This window comes from Blochmannia endosymbiont of Camponotus sp. (assembly GCF_023586085.1).
GTDB lineage: Bacteria > Pseudomonadota > Gammaproteobacteria > Enterobacterales > Enterobacteriaceae > Blochmanniella.
Genome location: NZ_CP097757.1, coordinates 738,930 through 760,585 on the forward strand (window position 1 = coordinate 738,930; position 21,656 = coordinate 760,585).

The 21,656-nt window shown below is 28.4% G+C and carries 14 protein-coding genes, 3 tRNA genes and 2 pseudogenes; 13 read left to right on the forward strand and 6 right to left on the reverse strand.

Annotated elements, in window-relative coordinates:
- Window positions 1–18: 18 nt before the first annotated feature.
- A complete protein-coding gene (murJ, locus tag M9400_RS03115) occupies window positions 19–1,575 on the reverse strand; it encodes a murein biosynthesis integral membrane protein MurJ (RefSeq protein ID WP_250232390.1) in 1,557 nt (518 codons plus the stop codon).
- Between the two features lie 624 nt (window positions 1,576–2,199).
- On the opposite strand from murJ, the gene mdtH reads away from it, so the two are divergent.
- On the forward strand, window positions 2,200–3,423 hold the full coding sequence (gene mdtH / locus M9400_RS03120; RefSeq protein WP_250232391.1) for a multidrug efflux MFS transporter MdtH: 1,224 nt from the start codon (window positions 2,200–2,202) through the stop codon (window positions 3,421–3,423).
- 197 nt (window positions 3,424–3,620) lie between these two features.
- Window positions 3,621–3,711 (forward strand) — tRNA-Ser (locus M9400_RS03125).
- Window positions 3,712–4,260: 549 nt separating this feature from the next.
- On the opposite strand, the gene M9400_RS03130 is transcribed toward M9400_RS03125, so the two are convergent.
- A tRNA-Ser gene (locus tag M9400_RS03130) sits at window positions 4,261–4,350 on the reverse strand.
- Window positions 4,351–4,608: 258 nt separating this feature from the next.
- Between M9400_RS03130 and M9400_RS03135 the strand changes: the two genes are divergently transcribed.
- A tRNA-Asn gene (locus tag M9400_RS03135) sits at window positions 4,609–4,681 on the forward strand.
- Between the two features lie 68 nt (window positions 4,682–4,749).
- Here the strand turns inward: M9400_RS03135 and gutQ are convergent.
- Both gutQ and tmaR read right to left on the reverse strand, forming a co-directional pair.
- Complete coding sequence (gutQ, locus tag M9400_RS03140) at window positions 4,750–5,727, reverse strand: arabinose-5-phosphate isomerase GutQ (protein ID WP_250232715.1); 978 nt, start codon at window positions 5,725–5,727, stop codon at window positions 4,750–4,752.
- Window positions 5,728–6,185: 458 nt separating this feature from the next.
- The gene (tmaR, locus tag M9400_RS03145) at window positions 6,186–6,509 is read right to left on the reverse strand and encodes a PTS system regulator TmaR (protein WP_250232392.1); all 324 of its coding nucleotides are present in this window, start codon (window positions 6,507–6,509) and stop codon (window positions 6,186–6,188) included.
- A gap of 477 nt (window positions 6,510–6,986) precedes the next feature.
- On the opposite strand from tmaR, the pseudogene sbcB reads away from it, so the two are divergent.
- From sbcB to hisIE, 9 genes and pseudogenes are all read left to right on the forward strand, one after another.
- Window positions 6,987–8,387, forward strand: a pseudogene (sbcB, locus tag M9400_RS03150) (exodeoxyribonuclease I); the annotation flags it as partial.
- A 515-nt stretch (window positions 8,388–8,902) separates the two neighbouring features.
- Entirely contained in the window at window positions 8,903–9,802 is a 900-nt protein-coding gene (gene hisG / locus M9400_RS03155) for an ATP phosphoribosyltransferase (RefSeq protein ID WP_250232393.1), read from the forward strand.
- Between the two features lie 4 nt (window positions 9,803–9,806).
- Window positions 9,807–11,129, forward strand: coding sequence for a histidinol dehydrogenase (gene hisD / locus M9400_RS03160; protein ID WP_250232394.1), 1,323 nt, complete (start codon window positions 9,807–9,809; stop codon window positions 11,127–11,129).
- Window positions 11,116–12,192, forward strand: coding sequence for a histidinol-phosphate transaminase (hisC, locus tag M9400_RS03165; protein WP_250232395.1), 1,077 nt, complete (start codon window positions 11,116–11,118; stop codon window positions 12,190–12,192). Before hisD ends, hisC begins: the two co-directional genes overlap by 14 nt.
- Before the next feature lie 19 nt (window positions 12,193–12,211).
- Window positions 12,212–13,282 (forward strand): bifunctional histidinol-phosphatase/imidazoleglycerol-phosphate dehydratase HisB, encoded by a 1,071-nt coding sequence (hisB, locus tag M9400_RS03170; RefSeq protein ID WP_250232396.1) that lies wholly within the window; start codon window positions 12,212–12,214, stop codon window positions 13,280–13,282.
- Window positions 13,279–13,868 (forward strand): annotated as a pseudogene (hisH, locus tag M9400_RS03175) (imidazole glycerol phosphate synthase subunit HisH). The gene hisB and the pseudogene hisH overlap by 4 nt, the downstream one beginning before the upstream one ends.
- A 3-nt stretch (window positions 13,869–13,871) precedes the next feature.
- The gene (hisA, locus tag M9400_RS03180) at window positions 13,872–14,612 is read left to right on the forward strand and encodes a 1-(5-phosphoribosyl)-5-[(5-phosphoribosylamino)methylideneamino]imidazole-4-carboxamide isomerase (RefSeq protein ID WP_250232397.1); all 741 of its coding nucleotides are present in this window, start codon (window positions 13,872–13,874) and stop codon (window positions 14,610–14,612) included.
- On the forward strand, window positions 14,594–15,370 hold the full coding sequence (gene hisF, locus M9400_RS03185) for an imidazole glycerol phosphate synthase subunit HisF (protein WP_250232398.1): 777 nt from the start codon (window positions 14,594–14,596) through the stop codon (window positions 15,368–15,370). The genes hisA and hisF overlap by 19 nt, the downstream gene beginning before the upstream one ends.
- Window positions 15,364–16,017: a bifunctional phosphoribosyl-AMP cyclohydrolase/phosphoribosyl-ATP diphosphatase HisIE gene (gene hisIE / locus M9400_RS03190; RefSeq protein WP_250232399.1), complete on the forward strand. Its 654-nt coding sequence runs from the start codon at window positions 15,364–15,366 to the stop codon at window positions 16,015–16,017. Before hisF ends, hisIE begins: the two co-directional genes overlap by 7 nt.
- A 265-nt stretch (window positions 16,018–16,282) precedes the next feature.
- Here hisIE and gndA read toward each other — a convergent pair whose 3' ends face one another.
- Window positions 16,283–17,692 (reverse strand): NADP-dependent phosphogluconate dehydrogenase, encoded by a 1,410-nt coding sequence (gene gndA / locus M9400_RS03195; RefSeq protein WP_284307632.1) that lies wholly within the window; start codon window positions 17,690–17,692, stop codon window positions 16,283–16,285.
- Window positions 17,693–18,236: 544 nt separating this feature from the next.
- On the opposite strand from gndA, the gene metG reads away from it, so the two are divergent.
- Window positions 18,237–19,880, forward strand: a complete 1,644-nt coding sequence (gene metG, locus M9400_RS03200; protein WP_420022277.1) for a methionine--tRNA ligase — start codon at window positions 18,237–18,239, stop codon at window positions 19,878–19,880.
- 968 nt (window positions 19,881–20,848) lie between these two features.
- On the opposite strand, the gene folE is transcribed toward metG, so the two are convergent.
- A complete protein-coding gene (folE, locus tag M9400_RS03205; protein ID WP_250232400.1) occupies window positions 20,849–21,514 on the reverse strand; it encodes a GTP cyclohydrolase I FolE in 666 nt (221 codons plus the stop codon).
- Window positions 21,515–21,656 lie beyond the last annotated feature (142 nt).

Here is a 21,656-nt window from a genome sequence, read left to right on the forward strand (position 1 = left end):
TACTAACACATTTTTTATTTAATCGAACGATTCCTCCTCTCCACTTAAAAAAATAAAATCATTTAAACGAATACCTACGAACCATAACGTTACGCAGTAACTACTACCAACTAATATTAAAACCGCTATCATTCTAATTAATCTATAAAAAATATGCCCTTGCGTCCAATCAGATATATATATCAACAATCCTAAACACACTATACACAACATAATAAGCGCGATAATCAATTGACCACAAAAAAACCACCATCCAGATTGTAATTGAAATAAATACTTTTTTTTCAATTTCCAATATAACAACCCTGCATTCAACCATGCCCCCAAACTAATAGAAAAAGAAAAAACAATATGCTTTAATAAATCAATACACATTAAATTTACAAATTGAGTAAAAATAAGTACAATAATGACGATGTGGACTGGAGTTTTAATATCATGGCGTGCATAAAAAGCAGATGTCAATACTTTAGATAAAATTAATCCAGGCAATCCTATTGCGTATGCAATTACAGAATATTGTGTCATTAATACATCAAATTCTAAAAATTTTCCATACTTAAACAATGTTATTATTAACGGTTCAGACAAAAATCCTAAAATAACAGCACTAGGTAAACTTAGTATGAAACATAACTTAATACCCCAATTCATTAAACAAGAATAATCTTCATAATTTTTCTTAGAAACAAAACGAGATAAATACGGATATAGAATAGTAGTTAACGTTACACCAAAAACTCCAATAGGTAACTCCATTAATCTATCAGCATAATACATCCAAGAAATAGAACCATCGCGCAAAAAAGAAGCAAGAATAGTATTAATCACCAATGATATCTGACTGCTTGAAACAACAATTATAGCAGGAACCATTGATCTATATATTCTACATACTCTATTATCATAAAATTGAATTTTTGGAATGACTAGCATATTAATTTTTTTTAAAAATAACACACAATAAGCACACTGTAGTAGTCCTCCTACAATCACTGACCAAGCTAATCCCATAATAGGAATATGAGAATATAAACACTCTGAAAATAACATAAAACTGATCATACTGATATTTAAAAAAATTGGAGTGAACGCTGGTACTAAAAAAAAATTACAAGTATTTAAAATAGCCCCCATTAATGATGTTAACGATACGAATAAAATATAAGGAAACATCACTCTAAACATTTTAATAGCCATAATAAATTTTTCTATAGCACTGTTAAAACCCGGAGCAGTAACCGCAATAATCCAAGGCGCTGTCAATAATCCAATGACAACTACAATAGCTACCATAAATATCAACAAACCAGATACTCTAGCAATAAATACCCGTATTTCTTCTTCGCTATCACGATATTGATATTCTGATAATATAGGTAGGAAAACCTGATAAAACACTCCTTCTGCAAAAATACGTCTCAATAAATTAGGTAATTTAAAAGCAATGAAAAAAGCATCTGTCATGACACTGACGCCAAAAATTCGAGCTATAATGGTATCTCTGATAAAACCTAAAATACGAGATAACATAATTATAAAACTCATTGAAGTCAGCGACTTTAACAGATTCATTATATTTAAAAATTTTAAAAAGTTCAGTATAAATATAGTATTATGCAAATATAATTTTTGTTACAAATTACAAAATTGCGCTGAATAACATTAAGATGATAACAATCAGTTCTATAAACAATAATTTTATTTTAAAAACATTTTCTATCTTAGAATCTTACACTTAAAATACTAATACAATGTATATATAAACTACAATTATTATATATCTCTGTTATAATATAGTATATATATCGATTCACATAAAACATGGTACTTATTAAAAATAACTAATAACAACAGCCATATTTCTTATATTATATACTTTTACAAATAAAATGACCGCTTAACATACTTTCTTTAATTAATCACAAATCTGGTTAAGTATGTGTAACGTACGTATATACACATATTAGCAACCTTTAATAAAGATAATCACTTTTATCATTAAGTATTATTCTGGAACAAAATATATAAAAAATAAACACACAAAAACATCAATATTATAATATTTAAATGTTTCATACAAAATTTAAAATACATGTTAATTTACACCGTGATTAAAAATAAAAACATACAACTATTAAAAATATTTTTAATACACACAGTAAACAAAATGTATACAAAATACACAAACGGGGGCCCATGTATACAATATCTCAAGCTAGAAGACTAGGTAAATATTTTTTAATAATAGATAATATGTTTGTAGTTATAGGTTTTTATGTTGTTTTCCCACTTATTTCAATATATTTTGTCGAACAACTAGGATGGGGGGCTTTTTTAGTAGGGTTTGCTTTAGGATTACGACAATTCATTCAACAAGGATTAGGAATTTTTAGTGGTGCTTTCGCTGATAAATTAGGCGCCAAACCCATGATCGTATCCGGGTTATTTATGCGTACTTTAGGATTTATTGTAATGAGTATTGCAAATACTCCTATATTATTATGTTTATCTTGTGTATTATCTGCATTAGGCGGAACATTATTTGATCCACCGCGTACCGCACTAGTAATTAAGTTAGTTCGCCCATGGGAATTAGGGAGATTTTATTCTGTATTGATGCTAGAAGATAGCATGTGTGCTATAATAGGTATTGTGCTAGGCACATGGTTATTACAATATAACTTCAAGTTAGTATGCTTTACCGGAGCAACATTATTTTTCATCGCTGGAGTTTTTAACGCCTGGCGATTGCCTGCATACAAAATTTCTAGTTCCCATGATTCATTATTAGAAGGTATAAAAAAAGTACTTAATAATCAAAGATTTATAATTTACGTCTTCACCCTAACCGGATATTATATCTTATCAGCTCAAGTGATGTTAATGTTGCCTATTCGTATTCATGAAGTGTCTGGACAACTATCATATATAAAATGGATGTATATCATAGAGGCAATTTTATCTTTATTATTAATTATTCCTATAACTTGGTGGAGCGAAAAATATTTCAAATTAGAAACGCGCCTGATGATAGGGTTAATAACTATTATCATTAGTTTATTTCCTATTGGGTTAGTTAAAAACTTACATACGTTATTAATTTTAATTAGCTTGTTCTACATAGGTTCTATTATTGCCGAACCTGCAAGAGAGACTTTGGGAGCTTTATTGACAGACTATAAGGCACGTAGCAGTTATATAGGTTTTAGTAAACTGAGTTTAGCTTTAGGAGGTACTGTGGGTTATAGCGGTAGTGGATGGTTATATGACATTGGTAAAGAACGCGATTTTATGCAATTACCTTGGATCATTCTGAGTATAATCGGTGTAATTACTTTACTGGGATTATATTTTCAATTCAAATATTATTCTTTTCAATCTTTACTTAATAATAAACATGATAAGAAACGCAAACTGTGACTAAGAATACACAACTATGTATACAAAAAAATATCTTATCGTATCATTTATCTTATGCTACTAAAATTTTTGATGCTTAATTCAAGACCAGTATATTTAATTGATACTAACAAACAACAGACTAATTAAATTACTCATATTTAACCTAAAAAAGAAAAATCTTATATATTATCTTATTTAAGTTTTTTATATGGAATGGTGAGGTGTCCGAGCGGGTTAAGGAGCATGCCTGGAAAGCATGTATATATAATTTATGTATCAAGGGTTCGAATCCCTTCCTCACCGCCATTATCGTAATGATATAAATCGACAGCCCCGTTATTCATATTTTATAAAAATTAAAATTTATATATACTTTCAAACTAACAAAACCAATTGTAATTACTTAAATAAGTACAATAACATCGTTATTCTATTTGTAATAGAAGTAAAAACCACCTTCTTACTATCTATATATAATAGTAACCAAATATTTTTATAAAAATAAAAATTAAATTCATAACACTTACTGCACAAAACATAAAAATATATAATCATCCTTTAAATCGATCATAAATAAATTATATTATTTATTTAAATTTACTTATATATGAACGATATCATATAAATATATAAAAAATCACCAACCAAAATAAATATCCCTTATCATTTTATATCTATAACAAAAAAATAAAAAATAATCTTCAAGCACATTAGCATTTATAAAAATAAAACTCATATAAACCAATATAAATTTCATCATCAATTACTTAATCATTATAATTAAATATAAATCATCATACTCTAACCCAATATTGAAACATCATATAGTATTAATATTAATACTCTCAAAACATGCGGAGAGAAAGGGATTCGAACCCTTGAAAGATATTATTTCTTTAAAACGGTTTTCGAAACCGCTCCGTTCAACCACTCCGGCATCTCTCCCTATTGAAAATCTAAAGAATTTTAGATGCTTCATATATAAAATAACGTATGAACATGCCTATTTTAATTTAAATATGATATACTTGTTGTGTTTAAATTAAAATACCGCAAGAAATAATAGAAATAATATAACTATTAAATAAATAATAGTATACACAATGTTCCCATCATATTTAAATACCTTATTAACTCAACCTATCATTATTAAGCACTTGTATTATCAAATATATTAATATAATATAAATTTGATTTATTGGTTCCTCTGTAGTTCAGTTGGTAGAACGGCGGACTGTTAATCCGTATGTCACTGGTTCGAATCCAGTCAGGGGAGTCAAAATGACTAAAATATTGTTTATTAATTTTTAGTTGTTTTGACTAATTAAAATTAAAGATAACTAATCACTCTATTATGGCTTGGTGTAAGTCATGTATATTAATTGACCCTACCAACGTTCCAACTTTATCCACCACTGGAGCTGCAGCTATTTTTCGTTGATACAGTGCTTTTAATGCTACGCTTGCGCGCCATTCTTTTGGAATACGATATCCAGGCTTAGTCATTGCAATATCAATAGGGTCATCAAGAGATTTACCTTTAACTATCCAACGTCTTAAATCTCCGTCAGTAAACACCCCTATAACACGAATATGATTGTCGCATACAGCAGTCAATCCGAGCCCAGTACGACTTAATTCAAACATTGCATCCATTACTGTCACCTCCCAAAAAACTTTGGAAATATGTTCCCCAGTACGCATTAAATGATGTACGCAATTGAGTAATTGAACTCCTAATCTACCTCCTGGATGAGATCTAGCAAATTGTTCTAAACTAAATCCTCTATATCTCATAAGAGCTATTGTTAATGCATCCCCCATCATTAAAGTATTAACTGTGCTAGAAGTAGGAGCTAGTTCCATGGGGCAAGCTTCTCTTTTTATCTTAATATTAAGCACACACGTAGCCCCTTTAGCTAAAGGAGAACTAACATCACCAGTAAATGCGATCACAGGAATCCCACTTTCTACTAAGAATGGCATTAAAGTAATTATTTCACAGGCACGACCCGAATAAGAAATAAATATCACTACATCTTGCGCTCCAATCATACCTAAATCACCATGCAAAGCTTCTGCAGGATGAACAAAAAAAGCAGGAGTACCCGTGCTTGCTAAAGAAGCGGCAATTTTTTTCCCAATATGGCCTGATTTACCTATACCAGAAACCGCCACCTTTCCTGTACAATTCAATAATATATGACAAGCAAAAACTATGCTTTCATCTAACCTACCCAGCATTCTTTGAGCTTCATTAATTTCGATCTCTAAAGTTTCTTTAGCAAATTCCAATAGCAATGCGTCATTAACTATTACCATAGTTATTAAATAATCAATTTCATAATATAACACTGTTAAATAATTCATATCATTAAATATGAATTAAATCCTTCTTCTGGAAATTTCGAAAAATCTGTTTCTATAGATACTATACAAAAACAATAAATACTCAAAATGTACTTATATTCACTTGCTTAACCCCAACCAAGACACACAATAATATTTTATTATTAAAACAGAAAAATACACAAATATTTTAATCAAATATTGAAATGTAACATACATAATAACATATATTGAGATCGTTTATTATCGATATAACGCTGTTATTAAATTAATAATAATATACTAGACATAATATTGCTTATATTTTTTGTAAGATTACCACCCTTCCCGATACTACTTTATATATAAATAAAGTATCTTACTTTTATATATTAATTCATTACGAATGAACTGAAATAAATATATCAATACAAATCAACTTTCCATTAAATTTAATCAACTGTAGATTCTTTAAAATTATTTAATTTTTTTGATAATTCACGACGTTCCTTTGACAATTCAGCATTTTTTATTATATATTCATCGACTCGATCCTCATAATCATTACGCATATTAGCGATAATAACTTGTATCCCTTCTACAGATGTTTCAGTCTTAATATAATCACTTAAATTACCCAGTAATAATACTCTTTTTTGATTGTCTCGAATTTTTTTTTCATTATCAAGAATCTCTCGTTGCAGTTTATTCTTACGACGGAATATACGCACAAATTCCAATACATCATAAAACGATTTATTAACATTATTGCTCACAAATCATCTCCTATTTGTATTTATTTTAAAAATATATACATAATAAATTTCTATAACTTAATTAAACCAAAATTAAAATTTAAATTTATAAATGCTATTAGTATTATGTAATACTTAATTTTAATTAAGCCAAAAATTGTAATATTACTACTCAATTGCGCCAATTAATATTACTCATACTGACACGATACTTCTATGTTTCTAAATATTTATATTAAAACTATATTAATTATGATAAATTCAAACTAATTATACATACACTACGCGATTACATTTTTTATATCATGTTATAACATACAATATATTACAAATAAGTCTAAACATATTATTTTTAATATTAGTAAACAATTTAAATATTATTTATACTGCAAGTACCGATATAACTATGTTAATGAATAAAAATACTAAAAATCCTAGTTTTTTTTTTATGATTATGAAACTTTTGGAACAAATCCGGCGCTAGACAGACCAGCACAATTTGCTGGAATTCGTACTAACGATACATTAACTCCCATAGAAGAAGAAAAAATATTATTTTGTCGCTTGTCAAACGATTATCTTCCTGACCCAAAATCGGTACTTATTACAAAAATTACTCCTCAAGATACTTTACATAACGGTTTAATAGAACCTGAATTCGCCCGTCGTATCAATCAAATATTCTGTATACCCAAAACTTGCATACTTGGATATAATAATATTCATTTTGATGATGAATTCAGTAGAAATATTTTTTATAGAAATTTTTATGATCCTTATATATGGGCTTATCAACAAGGAAACTCACGCTGGGATTTATTACATGTATTACGTGCTTATTATTCGCTATGTCCAAATGGGATTAAATGGCCATTAAATAATCAGAATAAACCTAGTTTTCGTCTAAAAGATTTAACGCAAGCAAACGCTATACAACACTCTAACGCTCATGACGCTATGTCAGATGTATATGCTACTTTAGAGTTAACAAAATTGACTAAAAGAGCTCAACCACAACTATTTCAGTTCTTATTTAACCATCGTACTAAATACCAACTGAAAAAAATAATCGATTTAGAAACTATGCGACCTCTAATATTTATAACTAAAAAAATTAACAATAAATATCAGAATTTTTTAACCTATATAGCCCCAATTACTTGGCACCCTACAAATTCTAATATTTTAATCGCATGTGATTTAAATGCAAATATTGATACTTTGTTACATTTAAATATAAATACAATATATCAAAAATTATATTCCAATCGTACGGCAATATATGATGTATTAAAAAATATACCATTACAACTGATCCGATTAAATACATGCCCCACTTTAATACCAATAAGTTTTTTTAATAAAAATAACATCAATATGAATTATTCCACACAGTTTTATAGCAATTATCAACATTGTTCAAAAAATTTAAATTTTCTCAGAATTTATGAAAATAGCGTTCATTTACGTAAAAAAATAAATACACTATATACTATCATTGAATCATACATACGTCTAAAAGCTTTACGTCACAACTCCCATGTGGATTCTCAACTATATCATGGATTTTTTAATAATTATGATCGAAAAATAATCTTAAATATCCAAAAAACTCATCCAAAAAATTTAAAAAATTTATGTACCGATAATGTTGATCGTCGCTTAAAACTATTATTGTACTATTATAGAGCTCGTAACTTTCCTAGCACTTTAGATCATCAAGAACAAAAAGAATGGTTAAATTATATAAAAAATAAATTATTTAATCACAGTCAATCAAAATCTTATAACGATAAATTGAACATACTTTTATCAATCTATAGCTATGATGAACAAAAAACTAAACTTCTACATTTATTACAAAAATATTATCAGCACCTTTATGAAGAGGTGCTTTAATTTTCATTAAAAACAATAGTTTTTAGCATTTTATCTATAGATACAAATACGATATGATCTAATATCAATTAAATTAGTCAAAAAATTACTACATATAATATTATAAAAGATAATACATATCCATATTATAATTACTAATCATATATAATTATAATTCTAAAACCTTTTACATAATTAGTTTTAGACTAAAACATACATCAAATGTTATAAAATATCTTATAATTTAATTAAAGTATTAATTATGTACGTATAAAATAAAGTAACTGAATAACATTTAACCCTATACAAATTTAATTATATTCGTTAAGATATTAGAGCATTAACAAATTTTTTAATGAAAAAATTATGCTTCAAAATGTTAATTTATCATCATGACCCTAATTGATCCTCCAAATAAATTAACAATAGAAATAATTTTAATCCTTTGTTCATTAACAATATCAAAATTAGTTCTATTGTACAAATTTTATTAAAGTATTTAGTTATCACAAATTCTTTCATAAGGTAAAAATATCATGTTGGATAGATCACGATTACGAATAGCGATGCAAAAATCAGGAAGATTAAGCAAAGAATCCCAACAACTTCTTGAACAATGTGGCATTAAAATTAATTTACAGCAACAACGGCTACTAGCGTTTGCAGAAAATATGGCCATCGATATCATGAGAGTACGCGATGACGACATTCCTGGTTTAGTTATGGATAGTATTGTAGATTTAGGAATTATAGGAGAAAATGTATTAGAAGAAGCATTGTTATCAAGACGATCGCAAGGAGATCATCCTTGTTATGTTATGTTACGTCGATTAGATTTTGGAGATTGTAGACTATCTATGGCTTTACCAATAGATGAACCATGGCACGGGCCGAAATGTTTACAAGGAAAACGAATTGCAACTTCATATCCACATTTACTAAAACAGTATTTAGATAAATTGGGTATTAATTTTAAATCTTGCTTGCTAAACGGTTCGGTGGAAGTAGCGCCGCGCGTTGGATTAGCAGATGCAATTTGCGATCTTGTGTCTACTGGAGCCACACTAGAAGCTAACGGATTACATGAAGTAGAAGTGATTTATCGATCTAGAGCATGCCTTATTCAAAGATCTGGAAAATTATCAAACATAAAGCAATCATTAATAAATAAATTAATGATTCGTATCCAAGGGGTTATACAAGCTAGAGGTTCTAAATACATCATGTTGCATGCTCCTACTGAACAACTAGAAGAAATTATTAATTTACTACCTGGAGCAGAAAGTCCAACAGTATTACCATTAGCAGGAAATCAACATCGTGTAGCAATATATATGGTCAGCAACGAAACATTATTTTGGGAAACAATGGAAAATTTAAAAAATCTTGGAGCCAGTTCTATTTTAGTATTACCAATAGAAAAAATGATGGAATAATATTATGAGTGCTCATGAACATCCTATATCTATTTATTGGAACTGTTGTTCTAAATCTGAACAAAAAAAATTACTTATCCGTCCAATAGACAACAACTTAAAAAGTATCAGTGTAAATGTTAAAGATGTCCTTAATCAAGTCCATAATGAAGGAGATCGCGCTTTATTTAAATTTAATCTGCATTTTGATAACGTGCAAACTAAAAAATTGAGAATTCCATCTGAAGCTATCATAAAATCAGGCAATAATTTATCTAACACCATAAAAAAAGCAATACACGTTGCGATAACTAATATTACACAATTTCATCAAGCACAATATCCTGCAGAAATAAATTTAGAAACTTCCCCCGAAGTATACTGTCGACAAATTATTCGACCATTAAACGTTGTCGGACTATATATTCCGGGAGGAACTGCACCGTTGCTATCAACAGTGATGATGTTGGGCATTCCAGCTCGTATTGCTCAATGTAAGCGCATTATATTATGTTCTCCTCCTCCGGTGCCCGACATAATTATATATACTGCACAACTTTGTGGTATCAATGAGATTTATCAAATAGGAGGAATCCAAGCTATAGCTGCTATGGGATTTGGTACTGAATCTGTTCCAAAAGTAGATAAAATATTTGGACCAGGTAATGCTTGGGTTACTGAAGCAAAACGGCAAATTAGTTTTGCACCAAATGGAACCGCTATCGATATGTTGGCTGGGCCTTCCGAGGTATTGATTATTGCAGATAATACAGCTAATCCTATTTTTATCGCGGCAGATCTTTTATCACAAGCAGAACATGGACCTGATTCGCATGTGATATTAATCACTCCCAGTATACACATTGCAGAACAAACAAAACAAGAACTACATAAACAACTACAAATACTACCACGTAAAAATATAATTAAGGATTCATTAACTAATGGTCATATAATTATTACTGATAATTTAATGGAATGTTTTTCCATAAGTAACAGTTACGCTCCAGAACACCTAATCATTCACATTAAAAATGCCCAAGATTATTTAAATCACGTCATAAACGCCGGGTCAATATTTCTTGGCGATTGGTCTCCAGAAGTTGCTGGAGACTATGCAAGCGGCCCTAATCATGTGTTGCCTACATACGGGCGTTCAATTACTACATCTGGTCTGGGAGTTGTAGATTTTCAAAAAAGAATATCGGTGCAACAATTAACTCAAAATGGATTATTAAAATTATCACCAACAATTAAAACATTAGCACAAATTGAAAAATTAAAAGCTCATGAATACGCTGTAATATATCGCATCAATCATATCAAGGAACAAAATGAACATTCGTGACTTAGCTAGGAACAATATATTAACTCTAAAACCTTATCAATCTGCCAGAAAATTAACACATTCAGGTAACATATGGCTTAACGCCAATGAATTTCCGATCGCTCCTGACTATCAATTACGTTATGAAAAAATTCACCGATATCCTATGTGCCAACCACAAGAAATAATTAATAGATATGCTTACTATGCCGGAGTACGATCTGATCAAGTTTTAGTATCTAGAGGGGCTGATGAAAGTATTGAGTTATTAATGAAAGTATTTTGTAATCCCGGAAAAGACGTGATTGTATTTTGCCCTCCAACATATGGTATGTACAAAACCACTGCTGAAATTTTAGGAATTAATTATCGGATCATACCAAAAAATAAAAACTGGCAACTTGATTTAGTATCTATTAAATCACAATTAAATAATGTTAAATTAATTTATATTTGTAACCCAAATAATCCTACTGGTAATATTATTCATCTAAATAGTTTAAAAAAATTGTTAAATATTATCCAAAATCAAGCGCTATTAATAACTGATGAAGCATACATTGACTTTTGTCCTGATGCAAGCTTAGTACGCTGGTTATCCATGTATCCACATCTGGTTATTTTAAGAACTTTATCAAAAGCTTTCGCGCTGGCGGGAATACGTTGCGGTTTTACTTTAGCTAATCCAGAAATTATTAAATTATTAGAAAAAGTTATAGCACCATATCCATTGTCTATTCCAGTCATTGACATCGCAGAACAAGCTTTGGCTCCGATAAACATACAATATACTAAAAACAGAATAACTATAATTAATACGAACCGAGAGATATTAATTACGGGTTTAAAACAATGCTCTTGTGTTCAAAAAGTGTTTAATAGTAATGCTAATTATGTATTAGTTAGATTTAATCCAAAATATCAGGTTTTTAATGCACTATTAAATCAAGGTATAGTTTTAAGAGACCAAAGCAACCAACTAGGATTAATCAATTGCTTACGAATCACTGTTGGTACATTTAATGAATGTAGGCACGTAGTTTCTGTTTTAAAAAAACTACGAGTTTCATCATTATCTACGTAAAATAAATATAGGAATACTCATGTTTCATAAAATTTTGTTTATAGATCGAGATGGAACTCTCATTAACGAACCAAAAGACAATTTTCAAGTTGATTCTTTAGATAAGTTCTCATTAGAACCACATGTTATTTCTGCTCTTATAGCTCTGAAAAGTATAGGTTTTGAATTTGTTATAGTTACTAATCAAAATGGACTAGGAAGCGTTTCATTTCCCAAAGAAAAATTTGATGAACTACATTATCTAATGATTAAAATATTTCAATCTCAAGGTATTACGTTTAATCAAATATTAATTTGCCCTCATTTTCCTGAAGAACAATGTAGTTGTCGAAAACCAAAAACTGCTTTAGTAAATCCTTGGTTAATTGATAACAGATTAAATAAATTTAATAGTTATGTCATTGGAGATCGAGATACTGATATGATTTTAGCAACCAATATGGGTATCCAAGGAATACAGTATCATCGTATTAATTTTGGTTGGGAAAAAATTAAAAACTATTTAATACAACATTACAGATCAGCACATATTCATCGTACCACTGAAGAAACTAATATAGATATAAAGATATGGTTAGATCAAAATGATAAAAGTTATATTGATACTGGAATTAATTTTTTTAATCATATGTTACAGCAAATAGCTATCCATGCTGGATTACGTATGAACATTATAGCAAAAGGCGATTTATATATAGACGATCATCATACTGTTGAAGATACTGCTTTAACATTAGGAGAAGCTTTAACCGCAGCACTAAACAATAAATGTGGTATTAAAAGATTTGGATTCACCTTACCTATGGATGAAAGTATTGCACAATGTATATTAGATCTTTCTGGACGAACATACTTTCACTATCAAGCTAAATATAATTTTCAAAAAATAGGAGATCTTAGCACTGAAATGATAGAACATTTTTTCCGTTCATTATCTTCAAAAATGAGCTGTGCTTTACATTTGCAAGCAACCGGTGATAACGACCACCATAAAGCAGAAAGTTTATTTAAATCTTTTGGCCGAGCATTGCGCCAAGCTATTTATATAGATAATAATAATATACCAAGCTCTAAAGGAACATTGCTATGAATATAGTTATTATAAATACCAATTGCTCTAATTTATTTTCTGTAAAAACCATGCTACATAAACTCGGACACAATCCAATAATAAGTGATAAAGTTGATATTATATCTAAAGCAGATAAACTGTTTTTACCGGGAGTTGGTACCGCCGCAGCCGCAATGAAGCAATTAAAAAAAAAAATCTAGTTACGTTAATACAAAATTGTACTAAACCAATATTAGGTATTTGTTTGGGAATGCAGTTATTTGGGGCTCATAGCGACGAAAATAATGGCATCAAAACCTTAAAAATTATTAATGTACCCGTTAAACGTATGAAGTACTATGGTTTTCCGCTACCACATATGGGATGGAATACTGTTACTGTTTCTAAAAAAAATTCTTTATTTGATGGTATAAAGAAAAACAATTATTTCTATTTTGCACATAGTTATTTAATTGAAATATGTCATATAACCATTGCTGAAACAAATTACGGCCAATCATTTAGTTCGGTTATAGAATATAATAATTTTTTTGGTGTACAGTTTCATCCAGAAAAATCAGGCATTCCTGGACAACAATTAGTAAAAAATTTTTTGGAGATTTAATTTGTGATTATTCCCGCGTTAGATATTATTAACGGAAAAATAGTTAGACTGTATCAGGGATCTTATCATATGAAAACTAATTACGGAAACCCTGTATCATTATTAAGACAATATATACGCCAGGGAGCAAAAATGATACATTTAGTTGATTTAACTGGCGCACAGAATACAGCAAAAAAACAAAGTTTATTAATTAGTCAATTAATAAAAGAAGCTCATCCTTCATCAAAGATACAAATAGGAGGAGGTATACGTAATACCACAGATATAGAATTTCTCATAGAATCAGGAGCAACACGTATAGTATTCGGTTCTGTAGCAATTACAAATCCAAAAATGGTAAAGAAATGGTTTAAATATTTTGATCCAAATCATTTGGTTTTAGCAGTAGATATACGCATTTCTCCTACAAAAGATCGAAAAATAGCTATTCACGGTTGGCAAAAAGAAACTAATTTGAAATTAGAGCAAATAATAGAAGAATATTATGCTATAGGATTAAAACATGTTCTTTGTACAGATATTTCTAAAGATGGAACTTTATTAGGTAGTAACATATCTTTATATCAATCCGTATGTCGTTCTTGGCCAAAAATATCATTTCAATCATCTGGAGGCGTTTATAAACTCACAGAAATCTCCAAATTACGTTGTGCTGGAGTCAAAGCAATAATTATTGGTCGTGCTTTTTTAGAAAATAAATTTACTGTTGCTGAGGCAATATCATGTTGGCAAAACGAATAATTCCTTGTCTTGATGTAGTTAATAATAAAGTAATAAAAGGGGTGCAATTTAAAAATCACAAAATTGTAGGGGATATTTTAGATTTAGCAAACCGTTATGAAAGAGAAGGAGCTGATGAATTAGTATTTTATGATATTACAGCATCACCTAAAAACCAAGTAGTAGATAAGAAATGGATTTCTCGAATTGCCGAAATAATAAATATTCCATTTTGTGTTGCAGGAGGAATTAGTACAGTAAAACAGGCTAAACAAATTCTTGCATCTGGAGCTGATAAGATTTCAATTAATTCTCCTGCTTTAATAAACCCAACACTAATCCAAAGATTAGCTGATCATTTAGGTACACAATGTGTTGTAGTTAGTATAGACACTTGGCATAATCCTAAAAAAAAAATATATCAAGTACAATGCTACACTGGAGATAGTTATCGCACAAAAACTACAACATGGAAAACATTAGATTGGGTTAAAAAAGTACAAGAATATGGGGCTGGAGAAATAGTATTAAACATGATGAATCAAGACGGCATGAAAAATGGTTATGATCTAGATCAATTAAAACACATTAGAAAGCATTGCAAAATTCCGCTCATAGCTTCTGGAGGAGCTGGTACTTATCAGCATTTTTTGGAAGCTTTTCGTGATGCTGATGTAGATGGCGCATTAGCAGCTTCAGTCTTTCATAAAAAAATTATTGATATTCATAAGTTAAAACAATTCTTATCTAAAGAAGGAATACAAATTAGATTATGTTAATCACAAATAAACATCAACAATTAAATTGGACTAAAAATCACGGTTTAATACCTGCTATTGTGCAACATGCTAGATCAGGAGAAGTGTTAATGCTAGGACATATGAGTAAAGAATCGATGATAAAAACAGAACAAACCAAGCATGTTACTTTTTTTTCACGTAGCAAAAATAGATTATGGACTAAAGGAGAAACATCTGGAAACACATTAAAATTAATTAATTGGCATTCAGATTGTGATCATGACACATTATTAATTTTTGTTGTACCTCACGGACCTACTTGTCACAACAAAACTAGTAGTTGCTTTCATCCTGGAATAGCAGATTTAAGTTTTCTTTATCAACTAGAAAAAATTATATCTTCAAAAAAAAATATACCATTCCATCCTAATAATTCATCTTATACATCTCGTTTATATGCTAGTGGTATTAAACGTATTGCTCAAAAAGTTGGAGAAGAAGGTTTAGAAACTGCACTTGCAGCACTTTCTGATAGAAATAACACAAAAGAACTTATCAATGAAGCATCAGATCTAATTTATCACCTATTGGTCCTGTTACAATCCAAGTCATCTAATTTTGACGCAATTATTCAAGAACTAAAAACACGACATCATGATAGTAAACAGATAAAAAATGACATATAAAAACAGTATAACACAAATAAATATTAACAAGATTGGTCTCAATATTTATTTATCTTATATACAAATACCATAATAAATTTAATAATCCTTTATAAATTTATTATGTTGATATTAATAATAAACTAAACCTTATTAAGGTACAGAAAATTTTTCATATCTAATTATAGATGAAAAATATCAATATTCACAAAAAATATATCTATGCGTTTTATATTTGCATCAATATTATCACATTCATTTAACTCACACAGTAATGTTTTTATTTTTATTCTAGCCAATCAGTATGGAATAAACCTTTTTTGTCAACACATGTATAAGTATGCGCTCCGAAACAGTCTCTTTGTGCTTGAATAAGATTTGCGGGTAATAAATCACTGCGATAACTATCATAATATGCTATAGCAGCAGATAAAGCAGGCATTGGAATACCATATTGAATACCACAAACCACAACTTCTCTCAACATTTTTTGGTAATCATTTGCGACAGAAACACAATATGGAGACAACATTAAATTAGTTATTTCTGGATTTTGAGAATAAATATCAATAATTTTTTGCAAAAATTTTGCTCTAATAATACATCCTGCACGAAAAATTTTAGCAATTTTTTTATAATTTAAATTCCAATGATACTTATCAGATGCAATTTTCAATTGATAGAAACCCTGTGCATATAAAATCATCTTACCAAGATACAATGCTTTTTGCGCTTTTTCTAAATATAAATATTTACTTTCAAAAAAATCCTTCCTATTTGGTCCTACAAATATTTTTGATGCTTTAATACGTTGATTTTTCAGAACAGATATATAACGAGCAAACACTGATTCAGTGATCATACTTAATGGTATTGCTAAATCAATAGCATCCTGACTAATCCACGCTCCAGTGCCCTTATTATCCGCCACATCTAGCACAGAATCAATGATATATTTATCATTAGCATCTCGTTTAACAAATATACGACTTGTTATTTCGATAAGATAACTATTTAATTCACCTTTATTCCATTCATGAAAAATTTTTCCTAATTCTTTATGAGTCAAATTAAATATATTTTTTAGAAAAAAATATATTTCGGCAATTATCTGCATATCTCCATATTCTATACCATTATGTATCATCTTAACATAATGACCAGAGCCACTCGGTCCTATATACGCGACGCAAGTTTCATCATCAACACGAGCTGCAATTTTTTTAAAAACTGATTCGACCATTTCATATGCCTCTACTTGTCCTCCAGGCATCAAAGATGGTCCTTTTAACGCTCCTTCCTCTCCTCCAGAAATCCCAGTTCCAATAAAATTTATCCCTATTTTTGACAATTCAAAATTTCTACGCATAGTATCTTTATAAAACGAATTTCCACCATCAATTAATATATCTCCTGGAGATATATACATCAACAATATTTTTATAATATCATCAATATATATTCCTGACGTAATCATTAAAAATATAAAACGAGGTTTATTTAAAGAAAGCACAAATGTTTCTACTGAATAGAACGGGATAATATTTCTTTTTGGATTATTAGCAATAACTGCATCAGTTTTATCTTTAGAACGATTATAAATAGAAACACAATAACCTTTACTTTCAATGTTTAGCGCTAAATTGCGCCCCATAACACCCATCCCGATAATACCAATTTTTTGTTCTGTAAACACATTCGCTCCTTTATGATATAAATACGTCCCGTATTATAACAATAGTTTTATATTACTAATTTATATCTAATAAATAATATAATACATTATACATAAATATATTAAATGTAAAAATAAAAAATTTTTAAACAAAAATTAATCATAAATATAAATTCTCAAATAATATAAAGCTATTCGTTTTAAAAGTTTATTGTTAACATGATCCGACGCAGCTATATATTTGAAATAAACACTCATATATGCAATACATATTTCATATGTAAACAAAAAATATTATATTTATATATGCTACATTTAAATCTGAAAATATATCATAAATTTATAAAAATATACTTTTTTAAACAGAACATTATTCGCTTTAAAATATCACATAAACCATTAATATGAGTTATCAAAAAATAAATCTGATATAATTTTCATTATTTAATAATTAGATAATTTATTACATTATTATATTTCGTAACGTGAATTATAAAATATAAGAATAATTTTTAATAATATTAGATATATGTTATCGTACGATGTATTCAGATATTTCAATTTAATTTTTATGACTATAAAAAAGATGCTAGTTACCTGTGCCCTACCTTACGCTAATGGTTCTCTTCATATTGGGCATATGTTAGAACATATACAAGCAGATATATGGGTTCGTTATCAACGCATGCAGGGTAATCATGTATATTTTATTTGTGCAGATGATGCGCATGGGACTGCCATTATGTTGAAATCACAAAAACTTAATATAGCGCCAGAAAAAATGATTGCACAAATACAACAAGAACATAAACAAGATTGCTACGAATTTGGCATCAGCTATGATAACTATTATTCTACCCATAGTGAAGAAACTCGTGAATTACTAAATAATATCTATTTTCGTCTAAAAAAAAACGGATTTATTACATCTAAATATATTTATCAATTATATGACTCTGAAAAAAACATATTTTTACCAGATCGTTTTATAAAAGGTGTATGTCCAAAATGTAAAGCATTAGAACAATACGGAGATAATTGCGAAATATGTGGCGCTATTTATACATCTTTAGATCTTATAAACCCAAAATCAGTTATTTCAGGCAAATCTCCAATAATACGAAAATCTGAACATTTATTTTTTGATTTACCAGCTTTTACTGATACATTACATACATGGATACAATCTGGCAGTATACAAAAGGAAGCAGCCAACAAAATAGAAGAATGGTTTAAATTAGGTTTAAAACAATGGGATATCTCTAGAGATGCTCCATATTTTGGATTTAAAATTCCTGATACCTCAGAAAAATATTTTTATGTCTGGATGGATGCAACTATAGGATATATGGGAACTTTTAAAAACTTGTGCAAAAAAAATAAAGAAATTTCTTTCAAAGATTTTTGGAATTTAAACTCTAAAGCAGAATTATATCATTTTATAGGTAAAGATATTATTTATTTCCATAGCCTATTCTGGCCTGCTATTTTGGATGGCAGCCAATTTCGTAAACCAACTAATATATTCGTTCATGGACATGTTACTATAAATGGATCAAAAATATCAAAATCCAGAGGCACATGTATTAATGTCAGTACTTATTTATCATATTTAAATTCGGATTATTTAAGATATTATTATGCCACAAAGCTTTCATCTCATATTAACGATATAGATTTAAATCTATCAGATTTTGCCACCAAAGTAAATGCAGACCTTATCAATAAGGTATTAAATCTAGCATCTAGGAATTCCGGATTCATACACCAATATTATGGCGGACAATTAGCAAATACATTAGACAATCCAGTTCTATATGATATGTTTATTAAATCTAAACACTCTATAGGAGAATTATTTCAAAAAAGAGAATTTAATTACGCAATGCGTAAAATAATGAAATTAGCAGATGAAGCTAATTTTTACATAGATAAAACCGCCCCATGGATCATTGCAAAAAAGAAAAATCATAAAAAAGAGGCTTTATCTATCTATTCTATGGGTATTCAGTTATTTCGCATTATAATGATCTATTTAAAACCTGTCTTACCTAAATTAGCTAAATATAGTGAAAATTTTCTCAATACTCACCTTACATGGGATAGTCTTTCTTCACCATTATTAAATCATAGGATTAATAAATTTAAAATAATTTTTTTTCGAATTAGTTCCGACCAAATTTCATCTATAGAAAATAAATCACAATAACATAATTCCTAATCATAAATGTATAAATAAATTTACTACAGATAAAAATTATCTACAACACAAAATCACTAAAGTATATAGTCAGATTGTTTTATATATTTTACGATGTCAAAATTACACAAAAATTTAAACTTTATTATTAATAATATACCTTGGTATTTTACCCGTATATCACGTATAAAGATTTTTAAAATTTTGTTATAACATAAATTATTATCTTTTTAAACAATCCATATATATGAATATACAATACAAAAAATATTAAAACATTCAGGTTAGTGTAAAAACTTTTTCCTTATTAAAATACTATTACAACACACTAATATGACATATTAAAACGATTCCTAAGTATACATCATCCTTATAATACAAGTTATTATAATCTTAAATATTAAATATAATTAGAATAATAATAATTAATCAACAACGATCAATACAACGCAAATGCACAATTTTATCATTAAAATTATCGGCCACATCTACACACTATCGTCATTCAATTCAATCTATATTATTTATTTGAAAATTTTAAATATATAAAACTAATATAAATTAAACACTTTTGATCTCTTGTAATTATCCTATTTGTCGTTATATAATTATATATATCATGTTGGAATAAATATTGAGTTATTTTATAACTTAAATAAATAAATTTATAAAAAATATATTTTGATATATACTGCTTGTATGACATAAGCAAGATTGTATTTTTAACATAAATAGATAAAAACTTTTTATTAAGATTTATATCTTTATTATTTATGGAGTACTTAATATGAATCGCATAATATTACTGCTTTAATATATAATTTTCCTATTAAAATAATAAAAATTTTTAATAACTTAAATATCTATACAAGCAGAAACCATAATACTTAATGTTACAATATAATAAGTAATTTTTATATCTTGTAAATTTTATTCTTATAATATGTAAATACTACAAATTTTATGACAAATAAAATTTAATGATTACAATGTATAATTGCATGTAAAAACTCTTTTCGGGTATTTGCATTCGACTCAAATACACCGCCTAAATCAGTTGTAGTTGTAGTACTACTAATATCATGTATACCTCTGGATTTTACACAATAATGTACTGCATCAATAAATATTGCCACATCATTAGTATTAAGTAATGTTTGTAACGCTAAAGAAATTTGTTTTGTCAGGCGCTCTTGTAATTGTGGTCTTTTAGAAAAAAATTGCACTATTCTATTTATCTTTGATAAACCAATCACTTTTTTTTTTGGAATATAAGAAACAGTAACTTTACCATTAAAAATAATGAAATGATGTTCACAAGTACTAGTGATATTAATTCCTCGCACTGTGATCATTTCATGAATTTTCATTGTATTTTTAATAATTGTAATTTTAGGAAAATTTGAATAATCTAAACCTGAAAAAATTTCTTCTACATACATTTTAGCTATACGTTTAGGAGTATTTGACAAACTATCATGTTTTAAATCAAGATTAAGAAGATGTACAATAGCTTTCATATGATCTTCAATACGACGTTTACGAATTTGATTATTAATATTCAATGCAATTAATGGGTTTTCTAACCCTTGCACTGATAAAGCATCACGTACTAATAACGCTTCTTGTGTTAAGATTGACATGCAGATTTCTCTAAAATAGACATTTATACGAATTTTTTATATAGTATAGCGCTTATAATAATATTTAAACAACTGACACAACTAAATTCATATTAATAAATACTAAAACCTTCAAATTTAATTATTATAAAACCTGCAATCA

Excerpts from the sequence above, each read along its gene's own strand:
- gutQ (WP_250232715.1), bottom strand. The coding sequence starts at position 5,727 with ATGGTAATAGTTAATGACGCATTGCTATTGGAATTTGCTAAAGAAACT.
- mdtH (WP_250232391.1), top strand. The coding sequence starts at position 2,200 with ATGTATACAATATCTCAAGCTAGAAGACTAGGTAAATATTTTTTAATA.
- hisC (WP_250232395.1), top strand. The coding sequence starts at position 11,116 with ATGAACATTCGTGACTTAGCTAGGAACAATATATTAACTCTAAAACCT.
- hisG (WP_250232393.1), top strand. The coding sequence starts at position 8,903 with ATGTTGGATAGATCACGATTACGAATAGCGATGCAAAAATCAGGAAGA.
- hisD (WP_250232394.1), top strand. The coding sequence starts at position 9,807 with ATGAGTGCTCATGAACATCCTATATCTATTTATTGGAACTGTTGTTCT.
- hisIE (WP_250232399.1), top strand. The coding sequence starts at position 15,364 with ATGTTAATCACAAATAAACATCAACAATTAAATTGGACTAAAAATCAC.
- murJ (WP_250232390.1), bottom strand. The coding sequence starts at position 1,575 with ATGAATCTGTTAAAGTCGCTGACTTCAATGAGTTTTATAATTATGTTA.
- folE (WP_250232400.1), bottom strand. The coding sequence starts at position 21,514 with ATGTCAATCTTAACACAAGAAGCGTTATTAGTACGTGATGCTTTATCA.
- hisB (WP_250232396.1), top strand. The coding sequence starts at position 12,212 with ATGTTTCATAAAATTTTGTTTATAGATCGAGATGGAACTCTCATTAAC.
- hisF (WP_250232398.1), top strand. The coding sequence starts at position 14,594 with ATGTTGGCAAAACGAATAATTCCTTGTCTTGATGTAGTTAATAATAAA.